General features: G+C 72.6%; 11 protein-coding genes. 1 reads left to right on the top strand and 10 read right to left on the bottom strand.

The window, feature by feature from the left end:
• Positions 1 to 14 precede the first annotated feature (14 nt).
• From D9V36_RS03235 to D9V36_RS03205, 7 genes are all read right to left on the bottom strand, one after another.
• On the bottom strand, positions 15 to 1,205 hold the full coding sequence (locus tag D9V36_RS03235) for a thiopeptide maturation pyridine synthase (RefSeq protein WP_129292405.1): 1,191 nt from the start codon (positions 1,203 to 1,205) through the stop codon (positions 15 to 17).
• Positions 1,202 to 2,233 carry a thiopeptide-type bacteriocin biosynthesis protein gene (locus D9V36_RS03230; RefSeq protein ID WP_241720676.1) on the bottom strand — a complete coding sequence of 344 codons (1,032 nt, stop codon included), beginning with the start codon at positions 2,231 to 2,233 and terminating at the stop codon, positions 1,202 to 1,204. The genes D9V36_RS03235 and D9V36_RS03230 overlap by 4 nt, the downstream gene beginning before the upstream one ends.
• A complete protein-coding gene (locus D9V36_RS03225) occupies positions 2,230 to 4,842 on the bottom strand; it encodes a lantibiotic dehydratase (RefSeq protein ID WP_129292404.1) in 2,613 nt (870 codons plus the stop codon). The genes D9V36_RS03230 and D9V36_RS03225 overlap by 4 nt, the downstream gene beginning before the upstream one ends.
• Positions 4,843 to 4,927: 85 nt before the next feature.
• Positions 4,928 to 6,970: a TOMM precursor leader peptide-binding protein gene (locus D9V36_RS03220; RefSeq protein WP_129292403.1), complete on the bottom strand. Its 2,043-nt coding sequence runs from the start codon at positions 6,968 to 6,970 to the stop codon at positions 4,928 to 4,930.
• Between the two features lie 80 nt (positions 6,971 to 7,050).
• A complete protein-coding gene (locus tag D9V36_RS03215; RefSeq protein WP_086715359.1) occupies positions 7,051 to 7,233 on the bottom strand; it encodes a hypothetical protein in 183 nt (60 codons plus the stop codon).
• A 182-nt stretch (positions 7,234 to 7,415) separates the two neighbouring features.
• A complete protein-coding gene (locus D9V36_RS03210) occupies positions 7,416 to 9,041 on the bottom strand; it encodes a SagB family peptide dehydrogenase (RefSeq protein WP_129292402.1) in 1,626 nt (541 codons plus the stop codon).
• Positions 9,034 to 11,007, bottom strand: a complete 1,974-nt coding sequence (locus D9V36_RS03205) for a hypothetical protein (protein WP_206739589.1) — start codon at positions 11,005 to 11,007, stop codon at positions 9,034 to 9,036. The genes D9V36_RS03210 and D9V36_RS03205 overlap by 8 nt, the downstream gene beginning before the upstream one ends.
• A gap of 270 nt (positions 11,008 to 11,277) precedes the next feature.
• Here D9V36_RS03205 and D9V36_RS03200 point away from each other — a divergent pair, with 270 nt between their 5' ends.
• Positions 11,278 to 12,276, top strand: coding sequence for an NAD(P)H-dependent flavin oxidoreductase (locus D9V36_RS03200; protein WP_129292401.1), 999 nt, complete (start codon positions 11,278 to 11,280; stop codon positions 12,274 to 12,276).
• 84 nt (positions 12,277 to 12,360) lie between these two features.
• Here the strand turns inward: D9V36_RS03200 and D9V36_RS03195 are convergent, their stop codons facing one another.
• Genes D9V36_RS03195 through D9V36_RS03185 form a run of 3 tightly spaced genes read right to left on the bottom strand, consistent with a single transcriptional unit; the run spans position 12,361 to position 15,221 of the window.
• Positions 12,361 to 13,575, bottom strand: a complete 1,215-nt coding sequence (locus D9V36_RS03195; RefSeq protein WP_129292400.1) for a cytochrome P450 — start codon at positions 13,573 to 13,575, stop codon at positions 12,361 to 12,363.
• A 34-nt stretch (positions 13,576 to 13,609) separates the two neighbouring features.
• Positions 13,610 to 15,004, bottom strand: a complete 1,395-nt coding sequence (locus D9V36_RS03190) for an NAD(P)/FAD-dependent oxidoreductase (protein ID WP_129292399.1) — start codon at positions 15,002 to 15,004, stop codon at positions 13,610 to 13,612.
• On the bottom strand, positions 14,994 to 15,221 hold the full coding sequence (locus D9V36_RS03185; protein ID WP_129292398.1) for a ferredoxin: 228 nt from the start codon (positions 15,219 to 15,221) through the stop codon (positions 14,994 to 14,996). Before D9V36_RS03185 ends, D9V36_RS03190 begins: the two co-directional genes overlap by 11 nt.
• Positions 15,222 to 15,270 lie beyond the last annotated feature (49 nt).

Raw genomic sequence — 15,270 nt, 5'->3', positions numbered from 1 at the left:
GCCGGGGCGGAGGCTCAGCGCGTACCCTCCGCCCACTCGGTGCCGATCCGCCGCCACGCGGGCTCCTCGCTCCGGTCGGATGCGGCGACGTACCGGGCGAAACTGGCGACGGCCGAAGAGCCGTGCACCGACTCCACGGCCCGCGACGCCAGATGGCACAGCAGCCCACGGTCCACGGGCGCCAGCCCCAGCCGGTTGAGGTGCAGGTAGAGGTAGTTCATCACCAGGCGGAACGACGCGAACCAGGTGTCGTCGACGAGGAAGTCCCGGTGGCCGTGGTCGGACTGCAGGAGCCGGTGGAACTCGCTGAGCCTGCGCGTCGGCATGCGCGGCGCCAGCGCCGCCCCGCCCATCGACACATCGCCCGAAGCGAGCAGCGGTTGTGCGATCCGCTGGTGCCGGCGCACGGCCCGGGCCCACTCCCGTACGAATGCCACTCCGGAGCCCGGCGGGAGTTCGCTGCCCTCCGGCTCCGCGAGCGTGGCTTCCACCTCCCGCAGCCGCGCGCCCAGGGCGGCTTCCTGCCTGCGGAACCGCTCGTCGAAGCGGGTGAGGTAGACGGCCGGGTCGCGGGTGCGGGACAGGAAGGCGTCCGCGTGCGAGCGCAGCGACAACACGCCCCGCTCGATCGGATCCCTGCCGTCCTCGAACGGGATCGCCGCCGCGGCCGCCGTGGTCCACATCAGGTCCAGCGCCAATACGGACAGCGGGGCGGTGCGCAGCTGCTCGTACATCCGGAACGTGAGGTCGGTGGTGTCGGAGAGGAACCCGGCCAGCAGTTCGCTCGCGCGGAGCGAGCCGAGCACCTGCAGCCGGTGGTCGTACGGGCGCTCCACGACGGTGTTGTCCGCCACCCACGGCCCAAGCGGCCCGGCCTCCATCTCCAGCTCGGCGAGCCGCTCGTGCACGGGCGCGAGCGCGGCGGAGTCCAGGCGGACGGTGGACGGGCGCGCCCGTAGGTAGTCGGTGACGATGCCCCTCACCCTGGGGCGTACATGCGCACGCCATGTCGCCTCCTCCGTAAGGAAGTTGAGGCGGAGATGCGGGCCGCGCAGCCAGTGCCGGCCGAACCAGGCGCCGCGTACCCGCGCCTCCACCGAGGCGAACGCCGGCCGGACGGCGCCCAGGATCAGCTCGGGCTCCGCTGCTTCGTCGTGGTGGTGGACATGGAGGCTGTACCAGGACGCCCCGGCGGATCCGGTCATGCGACGCCCTGCGCCTCGGGCAGCTCCGACAGCACCCGTCCCACGAGGAACCGCAACTGGTTCTCCTGCCACAGCGTGAGCCCGAGGCGGTTGTTCACCAGATGGGCGCAGCGCAACAGCACCAGGCTGGTGGCCGGGTGGGCGGTGGCCGCCAGGTCCAGCGGTTCCGCCAGGGGGGAGCCCGCCCAGTCGGCGGCGAACCGACCGGTCTCCTCCAGGTGGTGCAGCTCGTCGCGCAGCCGTCGCACCGACGCCAGCCAGTATCCGCGCTGGTCGTTCCCGGGTGGTCGGGCCGTGAGCTGCCAGGTGTGCCGGGCCCGCGCGTGCAACTGCTCCCGCTGTGCGCGGTAGCGCGGCTCGACATCGGCCGCTTCGGGGCCGCTTCCGAACGGCAGCGGCGGCCCGCCGTGGCGCGCCCACCGGTCGCGGACCTCGTCGCACAGCGCGAACACGCCCACCACCAGGTCGAACGCGAGCAACGCCCGCTGCTCCACCGAGGTGCCCGCCGACACCACCGACAGCGCCAGCCTGCTCGACTCGCAGAAGTGCCGCTCCACGGCGGCGATGGCGGGGCCGCGCCCGTAGTCGGCGTGCTCACGTTCGTAGGGGAAGAACTCCGCGGTGTTGTTGGGCCGCATCACGTCGTCATGGCCCGCACGCCCCTCCAGCCCGGCCAGCCCCTGCGCGACCTGCGCGAAGTGGGAGCGGTCCACGACGTCCGGGGCGGGCGACCGTGCGAGGAACGCGCCGAGGCGACGCTCTGCCACCTCGGCCACGTCGGCGCGGTCACGGGCGCGGGAGGGCAGCAGTCGCAGCCGCACATGCGGGCCGCCCTCCCAGTAGCGCAGGAAGAAGTACCGCTGGATCAGCCCGCGTTGCTCCAGCTCGTTCACCACCGGTTCGACGCAGTGGGTCAGGAGGGCGTCCTGGTCGGTGTCGTAGAAGACGTGTGCGCACACCCAGTCCGCCGCCCGTGCGGTCGCCGGGTCCAGACGGGCGCTGTCGGCGTGTCCGTTCGTCATGCTCATCGTGTCCGTCCTTCGTTGATCTCGACGAGGAATTCGGTCACCCGGGGCCCGCTGCCGTCGTGGTCTGGCATCTCGCAGGGGCCGGGCAGCGCCTCCTGGAGGAACACCACCTGTCCCGCACCGGCGGCGAGCAGCCGCTCGAAGACCCCGACGAGCAGCAGGTTGGCGAAGTCCACATAGAGCGGCTTGCGCGACTTGACCCGCCACACCTCCCCGCTGATCACCGACTGCGGGTCCAGGGCGCGGACGAAGCACCGCTGCGGCATACCGTGCTCCGCCAGCCACCCGACCAGCCGCAACAGCAGCGAACGGTCGCTCTCGCCCTTCTCCCGCCGCGGCACGGCACCCGGTGGCAGCACCCACTGCCGGCGGCTGACCGTCGTACGGCCCACCACCACCCGCGGCTCCGCCAGGACCTCCCGCACCTCGGAGAGCGACGGGTCGCCGAAGATCCGCCGCCCCGGGATCAGCAGGTTGGACGTCGCGCCGAAGGTCTGCAGCAGCAGGCGCAGCGCGGGCGGCAGCCACAACTCCGCGATCAGGTTGGGGTGGACGGGCCGTACCTCGCCGTCGCGCCCCCGCGTGTGCAGGGTGAGCAGGCCGGGGCCGGGGTCGTGCCGGACGAACAGGTCGCCCAGGCGGATACGGTGCTCGGAAGGCCGCAGGCTCAGCCCTCCGGGGTACTCGATCTCCGCGGCGACGGCGGACGCCCGCAGCCCGACGTTGCTGCCGAAGTGACGGCAGGTGTCCGCAGGGACGAGGCCCGGGGGCGGGGGAGCGGTGTCCACGGCCGTGTCCCGTACCGCCTCGATCTCCGCCTGGGTCAGGAGCCGCCGGATGCGGTCGCGTCCCCGGCCGTGCCCGGAGTTGACGGCATTGACCACGAACCCGGGCGCGGAGCCGGTGCCGAGCGGCTGGCCGTAGTAGGTCACGGAGTCCGGCGCCCGCATCCATGCGGGCCGGCGCTCCACCACCGAGAGCAGCCGCTCGGGGGCGACCCGGACGATGCCCTGCGCCTCGGCCGGAGCCGCGCGGACCACCTCGCACAGTTCGTCCCGCAGCGCGGCCAGTTCGCCCAGCCGGGGCAGCCGGTGCCGGTACATCGGCCCATAGCCGTGCACGGCGACCGAGAGCAGGGCGGGCAGCGCGGGGTCGTCGCGCAGCCAGGTCTGCACCAGCCGGTGGAAGGTGAGGAACGGCACCGCCTCGCCGGGGCCGACGCGCTCGGCGAACAGATCGGCGAGCGCGACCCGTCCGGGCAGGCCGGGGTCGAGCACGGCGTAGCACTGCCGTACGGCATCCAGATCTCGCAGGACCGGTCCCCAGGCGCGGCGGTCCGGACCGGGGTAGGGCGCCGCCACCAGGGCGTTCTCGATGACGCTGTTCTTGGCGGGCAGGCTGATCCGGTCCGGGCCGGCCAGGTCCCTGATCCGTCGCAGGGCTGCCTCCACCGCACTGGTGGCACGCACCCGCTGCGCCGGATCGGACAGGCGGGGATAGGTGGCCAGAGTGTCGGCGATGACCGCGAATTCCCGCTCGATCCCGATGAGCCCGTCATCCGTCGCCCCGGCGAGCCAGGAGCGCACCTCGGCGACATGGTCGAGGCTCTGGTCGGCGAAGGGCCGCTCGGCCTCCAGCAGTCCCAGCTCCTCCAGGCGCGCCAGGTATGCCGTGGCCTGGTCACTCCCGGTGCGGTCCGCGACGATCCGGGCCGCCTCCTCGCGCGTGGGGCGGCCCTCCCGCACCACCGCCACACACTCCCGCACCGCGGTCGCCGCGGGCAGGGTGCGCAGCGGCTCCTCGGCGTCCGTCCCCAGGAACTCCCAGTGGTCTTCGGTGAGTTGGGCGCTCGGGTTGAGGCGCAGCCGAGCGCGCCCGGCGAGCTCGGGACGGCTGCCGAGCGCGCGGACGATCTGCTGGACGACCCATACGTTCAGCTCGGCGACCGAGTGCACCCCAGGGCCGGTGGACGCCCGGTCTCCGGCACCCCCGTTCCACGTCCCCAGGCCACTGGCGGTGAACGTGCTGAACGGGCTGGTCTTCATGGTCACCCGCGCCAGGTACTTGGCGAGCCGCTGCGCCAGCGAGCGCTCCGGTGCCCGTTCGTCGGGGCGCGCGAGCCACTTGCGCACCTCGGCGAGGAGCACCGGACTGCTCAGGACGAGCCCGTGCTGGAGGACGGGATCGGAGGCCGCCTTGCGCAGCAGCACCTGCTGGGTGCGCAGATGGTGACCGATCAGGTCGTCCAGCCGGGCCACCGACTCCTCATGGCCGGCCCGCAGCCGCACCCAGCCGTCCACCTCGTCGACGACGGCCCGGGGGAGCAGTGCGCGCACCTCGTCGTTCCAGTGGCGCTCGGCGAGCGGGCGGCGATTGTGAAGGGCCCTCCGCACGGCCACCAGAAGTGGCTTGCCGGAACCGGCCCGCCCGATCTCCTCGTAGAGCATGTCGGACAACGCCGATGCGCGGCGGTCGAGTTGGCGCTCCCGCTCGCGTACGGCCTCGGCCTGGCGCCACAGCTCCGGCGAGCGCATGTCGTCCAGCGTGGGTGCGGGCAGTCCGCCGATCCGTACGCCGAAGGTGTCCGGGGTGGTGAAGTCCTCTGTCATGGCCGACTCCAGTCACGGGGGGGCGGAAACACGGGGAGCATGGGTGGCAGGCAGGCAGGCAGGCAGGCGGGCAGGCGGACGGACGTCACGGGAACGGGTGCGGATGAGGGTTGATCTCCTCCTCGGCCAACGGCGCCCTGCGGTACCCGAGTTCGGACGGGAGATCCAGCAGCCGGGGCAGCCCGTGCGTGCGGCGCATCCGGTGCCCGAACGTCATCGGCAGCAGCCCCGGCACGATCACCTTCGCGCAGGCCAGCCCGCCCGCACGGTGCTCGTCCGTGGTCTGGTCGACCACGACGACGTCCGAGCCCCGGTCGGTGAACCGGGCCACCGCCTCGGCCAGGTCGTCGCGGATGTCCGCGCCGCGCGGCCGGCAGGTGGCCCGTGCGAACGCCTCCTCGACGGGCAGACCGCCCCTGTCCCAGTCGCCGTCGTCGCCGAGCAGAAAGGCGAACCGGTCGAACGCGGCCGGGTGGCAGTACAGCAGCGCATGATCCCGCATCTCGCGCACCAGATCCGGCTCGTCGACCATCGCCGCGATACGGTCCCGCTCCGCACGGAAGGCCGCCCGGTTCCACCCCAGGTTCGCCGCGAGCTCCAACAGGCCGTTCCGCAGGGCGCATTCGGGGTCGAAGTGCGCCCCTGCGGCGCAGACCGCGGCGGGCTCGTCGGGCCGGCCCGGTCCCCTCGGACCCACCGCCATCACCCATGCCGTGGGGATGCCGTGCTCCGGGGTGGTGGCGAAGGCCAGCACCCGGTGGCCGCTGTCCTGCCGGATGCGCTCGGCGAGCGCGCCGACACGGGGGTCGGACACCGTCCGCAGGTCGACCCGCGGCACCGGGAGGCGGGCGTACCAGGTCAGCAGGAACGCGTCCCGCTCGGCGAGTTCGACCAGCCCGTGCAGCGCCGCCTCCTCCAGGCAGCCGCCCAGCGCGCACCCGTTGGACACCTCGTACGCCAGGGGCCGCGCCGCCGGGTTGCCGTGCCGGGTGCGGTAGTACGCGTAGTCCTCCGGAACCAGAACGGGGGCGTCCCGGGCGAAGGAGTGCCCCCAGACCCAGTTGAGCTCCAGGTCCGGGGCGTACGGCGGATAGGGGAAGTCCGGCTCGGCGTAGCGCTCGGGCGGGTACAGGCCCAGGTCGAGGGGGCACAGCGCCCGGTCGGCGATCTCCGCGTAGCCGGACCGCACCGTCGTCCGGCGCCCGCCGGGACGGGCCCCGCCCAGCCGTTCCAGGGCTTCGGCGAGCGCGGTGCGGGCGCACGCCGCATAGTCGAGGTCGCGGCCGAACCCGGCCTCCTGCTCCCCGCCGGGCAGGTGCAGCGGGGCGGAGACCATGGGGTACGGGTAGTCGGTCCGCACATCGAGCTGCCGGATCAGTCCCGTGCGCCCGTCGACGTACCGGGCGACCAGCTCCTCCCAGCCCGCTCGCAGATCGCGCACGCGCGGGATGTCCGGCCGGGGCTTGGGCCGGGGCAGCCCCATGAGGTCGGGCGGCCGGTCCGCCGGGAGCCCGCCGCACCAGCTGCATGCCGGGTCGGGCAGGAAGCGGTGCACATCGATGGCCATGGTGGTCAATGACAGGAAGGCGAGGGCGCTGTCGGTCAACCGCCCGGCGGTGGCGCTCAGTTCGTCCGTGACGAGTGCGGCGGTCGTTTCGCACGCCCAGGTGGTCAGGACCGGCGACGCACGGCCGGCGAGCCGGTCGCCGTGCCGCTCCAGGAGAGCCGCACGGGGACTGTCCTTGCCGAGAGCCCGCCGCCGGCGCGTCCGGGCACACCGGGCGCAGCCGGCCCGCCCCGGGACGGTGGTCGGGCCGACCACGAGCAGGCCGAGCTCGACCCGTACCGGCAGCCAGGGCACGTCGGGGCGCGGCGGCTCGGTCGCGGTCACCCAGCGGTCCTCGGCCGTGACGACCGCGGCACACGCCGGGTCCTCCTCCGCCACCAGCGGGTGCGTACGGGCCAGGGCGGCACGGATCGAGGAGGCGAGGACGCCCTTGCCGAGGACGGCGACGGGGGCGGCGGGAGCGACGGGGGCCGCGGGGGCCGTCGCGGGGTCGGCGGTGCGGGCCGGGTGGAGGGTCTCGGCGAGCCGTCCGGTGCGGGCGGCTGTCGCTGCGTCGGTCAACGTCACATCCTCGTCGTTCGCCGGGATGCCGCGTCCGACGGGCGCGGAGCCCGCCGAACGCGACCGTGCTGACGCCGCTTTCAGCAGCAGCAGCAGGAACAGCAGCTCGCCGGGGTGCCCCTGGACGTGCAGTTGGACGCGCCGATCTCGACCATGGCGTGGCCCACGTTCACGGCCTCCAGGCTCTCGCCCGGCGAGGTCGGCAGGATCTCCAGTTCGTCCGCACTGAGGTCGGCGAGGTCGAGGACGAGTTTGTCCTGCATCGCGATCCCCTTTCTCCTTGGATGGATGGGAAGTTGGCCAGTCACTGGTTGCTCCGCATCCTGCGGTCCGCGGACGGGTGGTGTCTTCACGGTCCCGACCACAGGACCGGCCGTAGCACGGGGCTGCGGGCGCGGGCCGTGGACCACCGCAGGCCCGCCCCACGAGGCACCGCAGGTGCGGTTCACCAGATCAGCTCCGGCTCGTATTGGGCGGTGGGCCGACGGCGGCCCACAATGAGCGTGAACACCGGCACCTGCGCGGCGTCCAGGCCGATCAGGTCCCTGACCATCCCGTCGTGGTAGCCGTTGGTGATCCGTGCGGACAGCCCGGCCGCGGCGGCGAGCACGCTGACCCGCTGGGCGACGATCCCCGCCTCCTGGTGCAGCAGGCGGTAACCACGGGCCCCGAACCACCGTTCCCCGGCCACCCGGTCGGCGGTGAGGAACACGACGGCGGCGGCCTTTGCCGCGTTCACCGCCGGAGTCCGGTCGCACAGCATGCCGACCACCCCGCGCCAGTCCCGCGCCGGCAGCCGCGCCAGCGCCGGCGGCCTCGTGGAGGCGTTCAGCCGGTACAGCCCGGGGGAGGCTCCGTCCGTGCCCAGCATGAGGACATAGGCCTCCACGAGGGGGCGGCACGGTGCCTCGGTATGGTCGGACGAGACGGGCTCCAGGGCGTACCGCAGGACCGGCGCCAGCCGTGCGAAGGCCACGGGCCGGGCGTCCGGGAGGAACATCCGCCCGCCCGAGTCCCGCGCCCGCAGCGCGGCGGCCAGGTCCACGCCACCGGCTCCCGGCTCCGGCGCCGCGAGCTCCAGGACGCCGTCCCGGGCCGACGCCTCGACGGGCAGGCGAAAGTCGTCAGGGGCGACGGGCGTACCGGGACCCGTGAGCCGGGCGGCGAGATCGAGCGCGGTCAGGCCGGACCATGCACCGTCGGCCGTGCGGTCGGTCTGCACATGAATAGGACGAATTTCCGGCAATTCGTCTGCAGAGAACGACCGTTGAGGAGATCCGGCAGGCAGCGGCGCGGCCTTCCCGGCGGGGGCCAGGTCGAGCACGGCGAACGCCGTCTCCTCCCTCCCGTCGAGCCCCAGTGCACGGTTGACCACCGCGTCGTCGAAGCGATGGTGCACCCTCGCGCGGAGCCCGAGCGCGGCACCGGCCAGCAGCGCGTTCCCGACCGTCATCCCCGCTTCCTGCGCACACAGCCGGTACGCGTAGTCCCGGTAGCGGAACGCGGTCTTGCGGAACCAGGCGGAGGCCACCAGGAGTCCGGCCTCCGCGCGCACCCCCGCGCCGATACGCACCGCCTCCGGCACACCGCCCTCGCGCAGGAGTGTCACGGCGTGGTGCGCCGGGTGGTAGTGGTAGCACCCGGCGGGCAGGTCACCCGACGGCCGTGCCAGCCACACATACAGCTCCACGGGGTGGAAGCAACGCGCGGAGGCGACCATCCGGTGGTAGGGCCACACGGCATGCGGACCCAGTTCGATCCGGCCGACCCCGTACGTCCAGTACAGCAGCGCGGACAGCGCGCGACGGTCCAGGACGTCGAGCGCGGGCGCACCCTGCGGGTGGGCGTCACGGAACGCGGCGAAGGACCAGCGCGCGTCCCCGAGCCGCCGCGCCGGCTCGGGAAGGGCGTGACGGGGCAGCCCGCGGTACGTCTTGACCGGCAGCGGGTCGTCCGGGCCGCCCTCCTCGCCATGACCCTCGGCGAAGAGGTCCTGGACACCCTCGAAGGTCCGCCACCAGAACCGCAGGCCGGCGGAGTCCCGCAGTCTGTCGTCGGTGGTGCTACGCATCGCCCCGCGTCTCCGCCCGCCGCTCCACCCCCGCCGGACCCTCCCCGGGCCCGTGGGCGATGACGACGCGCACGACGAAGGGCAGCACCTCGTGCACCGCGGGATCGTGATCGAGCGGCACCACGAGCGGGCACGCCCCTCGCGACCGCAACGCCTCGACCATCCGCTCGGGCCCGGCCGGTACCGGCAACTCGGCGCTCCCGCCGCCCGCGACAGGCGGGCCGAACCGCGCCCACCGGGCCGGAGCGTAAGCGGATTCGCCCGTCATCACCGCCTGGCGGTCGAGCAGAACGGCGCGAAGCCCCTCGGCGACCGCCGCCGCCCCGCACGTCGCGGCGGCCGGGCGGCCACCCTGCCACCAGGCGAGGACGGGTACGCCCAGGGCCTCGCCGATGTCGGCCACCTCGACCGAGCCGCGCGAGGCGATCAGCAGATCGAGGAGCCGCCGTTCCCCGGCGGCCAGGGCGTCGGGCCGCAACCGCGCGGGCCGGGGCCGCGACCGCCCCTGCGCCACGTCGCCCAGCGCCAGGTGCACACAGAGCTGGGCAAGGCCGTCCGCCACGGCCTCGTCCCAGCTGAGCCCGGCGGCCACGCCGACCTCGTGGTCCGTGGTGAACACCCGGTACGCCGCCACGGCCTCGGCGCGCCGTTCGTCCGGGGCCCAGCCCCACACCGTGCCACCGGGCCCGTAGCGGCGGTCATCGGGGCGGTGCGCCGCATACGAGGCGAGCCCGCGCAGCGCGGCGTCCCGGCGTGCGGCGGCAAAGCCCGTCCCCGCCCCGTGCACCGGCGTTGCGCCCGCCGCGCGGGGCACCGCTTCGGTCACATGGAGCGGCACCTGGGTGAACTCCCCCTCGTCGAGGGCGCGCAGCACACCGACATACGGGTCGAAGCAACGGGCCGCGCGCCGGGAGAACGCGTCCTCGTCCAGCGCTGCCGTGGCACCCAGCCGCTCGATGCGCCGCGTGAACTCCTCCCGCGTCTCCGGACCGGCCGGCGCCGCCGCCGGGTGCGGCAGAAACGCATGCGTCGAGGTGCGCAGTGTCTCCAGATCGATCCGCGTCATCTTCCGCGCGCCGTCCGCGGCTCCCGTGCTTCCGGCGATCCCGGTGAGCGCAGTGAACGCCGCAAGGCCCAGGTGCGAGGCGACCACCGCGGCGGCGGGCCCGGTGAGGAAGGCGTTCGGCCGGAACGGCCCCCGGGCATCGAGCCGCAGCCACGCCGACCGCCAGTCGCTTCCGGCGGGCCCCAGCCACGCGACATCGTCCACCACCAGCCCCTGCACCAGCAGCGTGCCTGCCTCCCTGCACAGCTCGTCCAGCCACAGCGCCCGATCGACGCCGCTACCGTCCGCAACATGAACCACCGCGCCTACCCGGCCGACGATGTCCCGCCCCAACTCGTCCTCGTCATAGGCGATATGAGTGATCCTTTGTTCCGGATCCCGTACGGCGGCCTCGGCTGTGAGCTCCGCCAGCCGCTCGGTGTGGGTGACGGCCTCCTCCGTGCACACGGCCCGCAGATGCCGCACCCCGGAACGCAGCGCCGAGCAGATCAGCGAGACGAAAACGGGGCCCGCGCCCACCACCAGCATCCCGCTGTCGCGGTAGGTCTCGAACCGATGCGCCGCGGAGTCGCCGTGGTACTCGATGAACGCGATCTGTGACGCGTAGGTCTCCCACTCCCGCCGCGTGAGCCGGTGCGGCAGGTCCTCTCCCGCATCGAAGAGGCAGCCGGCGGCGTGCAACTGGCCCACCAGGGCGTGCACGGCCTGCCGTTTGTCGTCGGGCAGCCGCCCGACCAGGTCGTCGAGCTCGACCGAACCGTCGAGATGCGGTGCCAGCCGGTCCAGCCACTGATAGGCGGACCTGCCACGCAGCGCGAGATCGGTACCGGCACCGAAGACATGGACGCCGTCACCGGTCGGCACATACAGCACATCGGATTTGAGTCGCGGGCGCATCATCCGCCTTCGGGGTCGGGCATCCGCCACCCCGGGTCCGATGCGCCATCGGACCCGGAGCCGGAACCTGCAGTCGGCCGGGCCCAGCCGAGTATCGGTGCGCCTCAAGCCCCCGTCTTCACGGTCGAGCCACAGGATCTACCGCAGGTTTCTGCCGCGGAGCGGCGCGGTCGCCACGGGGGCCCACGGGCGCCGCCCACGGATGGCTGCACTCTGCCTGCCACTCTGGACATTTCACCCGGAGGCATGTCGTCGGTCCGTTAATCTTCGTCCATGTTGCAGACGAGATTCACCGAGATGTTCGGTCTTGCGTATCCGGTGATGTCGGCTCCGATGGCCCTGCACAGTGGCGGGACACTCGCTGCCGCGGTCTCCGTCGCCGGCGGGCTCGGCTGTTTCGGGGGTACGCACCCCTGGAAGGGGCCCGACTGGATCCGCGCGGAGATCGCGACGATCCGTGCCGCGACGGACCGGCCGTTCGCCGTCGGGTTCATCACGCCGCTCCTTCCGCTCACCGAGCCGCTGTTCGACGCCACCTTGGAGCAGCGGCCGGACGTCGTCGCCTTGTCGTTCGCCGACCCGCAGCCGTGGCTTGCCCGGGCCAAGGAGGCGGGAGCCCGGGTGATGTGCCAAGTCCAGAACTACGCGGACGCCGAGGCGGCCGTCGCCGCAGGGGCCGATGTCCTCGTGGCACAGGGCAACGAGGCCGGCGGTCACACCGGGACGATGGGCCTGCTGCCCTTCCTCGCCCAGATCGTGCGCAGGTACCCGGATGTCCCGGTGCTGGCCGCGGGTGGCATCGGCGACGGACGGACGCTCGCCGCCGTCCTCACCGCCGGTGCGGACGGTGCCTGGCTGGGTACGGCGTTCCTCGCCACTCCTGAGGCGGTCGAGGTGCACGACGTCCAGAAGCGTCTGATCGTCGAGAGCGACGGCGGCGACACCGTGTGGACACAGGCCTACGACATCGTTTCGGGACTGCCGTGGCCCGCAACCATCGGCGAACGCGTCCGCCGCAACCGGTTCACCGACGAGTGGTCGGAGCGCGCATCAACGCTGCGGGAGCGCGCGGAGGAATTCCGGTCCGAGGAAAGCGCCCATCCCTTCGGTGCCCCGCCGGACCCCGACACGAGCGAAATCATCTACGGCCAGTCGGCGGCCTTCGTCGACGGCGTGCGCCCGGCCGCCGACGTGGTCCGCGCGGTCTGCGACGAGGCCGAGGGGGTTCTGGACTCACGGCCGCGCTCGCTACTCGGCCGACCGACCACCTGAACGCCGTGGCGGTCGGCCTCAGAGGGAAAGGCCGCACACACCCATGCCGAGTGGCCCGGGCGCCACTACGGTGCGCATGCCGGTTCAGGCGGCAAGGCCGTCGACCGCCAGGGGAAGATGGCGGGGGCCACGCAGGACGGGGTTGACGCGGTAGGGCGGCGGGTCCGCCAGCAGCCGCGGGTTCTCGAGTCGTCGGAAGAGCCTGGGCAGGGCGAGCTGCGCCTCCATCCGGGCCAGCGGGGCGCCGAAGCAGTAGTGGATGCCTGTGTAGAACCCGAGGTGCTGGTTGTCCTCGCGGTCAGGATCGAACCGGTCGGGGTCCGCGAAGCGCCTGGGGTCACGGTTGGCCGAGGCCAGCAGAAGCCACACCTGTGAGCCCTTGGGGATGGTGGTGCCGGCGATGTCGATGTCGGACAGGGCGAGGGTGAACGGGATGAACTGAACCGGCGGTTCGTACCGCAGCACTTCCTCGATGAGCGGGACGACCAGACCCGGTTCGCTCTGGAACCGATTGAGGACGTCGGGGTGGCGCAGCAGCGTGAGCGTCGTGTTGCTGATGAGGTTGACGGTGGTCTCGTGGCCCGCGATCAGGAGCAGTATCGAGGTGGCCACCAGCTCTGCCTTCGACATGCTCCCGCCGGCACCGGTTTCGCGGGCGAGGGGGCCGAGGATCCCGTTGCCGGGGTGCCGGCGCTTGGTGTCGATGAGGTCGGACAGGTAGGCGCCGAGCTCGACGCGTGCCTGGCGCGCCTTTTCCTGCCCCTGGCTGGGATCGAGACCGGACGCCACGGTGTCGGCCCAGCCGTGGAAGAGCGGTTCGTCCTCATGTGGCACGCCGAGGATCTTGCAGATGGCCGTGACGGGAAGGGGGTAGGCGAAGTCGTCGACGACGTCGACCTCGGTTTTGCCTTCGAGCCCGTCCAGCAGGTCGGCGACGATCTTGGCGATGTCATCCTGCATGTCGTAGAGGAACCTGGGGCTGTGCGGGGGGCCGAACTGCCGCATCGCCGTGTTGCGCAGCCGTTCGTGCTCCGGCGGGTCGTGGAAGATGAAGCTGGGCGGCAGGCTGGTGTCCTCTTCGGCCACGGCGGGGCCGCCGGCACCGGGTGGCCGGTTGCGCAGGTCGTTGCTGAGCCGCGGGTCGTTCGCCAGGCTCCGCACCTCGTAGTACGTGCTGACCAGGTAGGAGCCGTCGTCCTGACGCGTGACCGGCGACTCGCGCAGTGCGGCGTAGAGCGGGTACGGATCGGCGCGATGCGCGAAGTCGGTGATCTGCGCGGACATGGTGGCGAGAGACATGGTGCCTCCTGAAGGGCGACGCCCCCGGCGAGGGTCAGGCATGCGGCGCGACGAACTGGACGCGCCGCTCGGTCGGCGAGTGCCCCGACACGGTCACGGTCGGCTCGTGAGTGGGCAGGTGGGGGTCCGGGAAGGCCGGATCGATGGGCTGCAGCGCGTCGGTGCGGCAGTCCACCAGGTCATACTCCGGCGGGAACGGCGCTGCGGCCTCGATCTGCTGTTGGTAGAACCCGAGCCACTTTCCCGCGTCGAAGGAGGCCGCGGCGATGACCCGGCCGCGATACCCGTACACCGCCACGAACTGGGCCTCGTTGAGCGCCCCTTGGGCCACGACGAGCTGATCGCCCAGTGTGGGCACTCCCACCGACTTGATGTTGACGCCGAACTGGACGGACCAGAACATCGGCACCCACAGGTGCGGGCGACGGTCGGTGCTCGCGCAGATCATGTTGTGTGCCGCGATCCGGGCCTGTTCCACCGCATTGCCCCAGTGCTCCAGTGACAGGAACTGGTATCCGAACAGCGGATGAGGGCTGCGGGCGACGTCACCGGCCGCATAGATGTCATCGGTGACGATGCCGTTGACGTCGAACACCCGGCACCCCGCGTCGCAGGCAACACCCCTGGGACCGGCCGCCAGCCCGGAACCGGCGAGCCACTCGGTGTTCCGGACGGCACCGAGGGAGACCACCGCCACGTCCACATCGATCGCCGATCCGTCGGACAGGTGGGCTCGCTGCAGCCGTCCGGCCTGGTTGCCTTCCAACGCGGTGACGCTGACACCGCAGCGCAGATCCACTCCATGGTCGCGTTGCAGCCGGGCCGCCACTGTGGCGACCACCTCGCCGAGGGCGCCCACCAGCGGCGCCGGGGCGCGTTCGGCGACGGTCACCTCCACGTCTCGTTCCCGGCAGACGGAGGCGATCTCGGAGCCCGTGAATCCGGCGCCGATCACCAGCACCCGGCGCGGACCGGCGGCGAGTTTCCGGAACAGCCGAGCGGAGTCGTCGCGGGTGCGCAGCACGAAGACCCCGTCCAGCGCAGCCTCTTCGGGATGAAACCAGGGCCGGGCCTTGGTCCCGGTCGTGATCAGCAGGCGGTCGTAGGGGAGTGTGTCACCGTTCACCAGGCACACGTGCTTGGCCGCCCGGTCCAGCCCCGCGGCGGCCACACCGAGACGCCATTCGGCGTCGATGTCGCGCCTGCGCGGCAGCGCGGTCTCCTCGGCACACTCCAGCCCCAGCAGCACCTGCTTGGACAGCGGGGGCCGGTCATAGGGCTCGTACGGCTCGTCCCCGACCAGCGTCAGCGACCCGGTGAAGCCCCGGTCACGCAGCGTTTCCGCTGCGCGCAGACCGGCCAGCGAGGCACCGACGATGACGATCCGGCCCTTTCGACGGAGGGCCTGGACGTCGGCGTCAGCCGACACGGCCCTCCACCCCCTGGGTCGGTTCGTCGGAGAAGTCGACGAGAATGGCCTGGACCGGGCAAGCGGCCACAGCCTGCTCCACCTGGTCACGCAGTGCCTCGTCGAAGCGGGAGGTGAAGAGCAGCGCCTCCTCGCCGTGCAGGGCGAAGACGTCCGGGGCGAGAAAGGCGCACTGCGCAAATCCCTGACACCGGTTGAGATCGACCACAAGCCTCATCTGGACCCCGCTCCTCGCTCGGGCCACGAGACCGCAGGCTCCGCAGCCC

The organism is Streptomyces lydicus (genome assembly GCF_004125265.1).
Lineage (GTDB): Bacteria > Actinomycetota > Actinomycetes > Streptomycetales > Streptomycetaceae > Streptomyces > Streptomyces lydicus_C.
The sequence above is the reverse complement of the archived record's forward strand: the minus strand, read 5'-3'. Positions and strand labels throughout refer to the sequence as shown.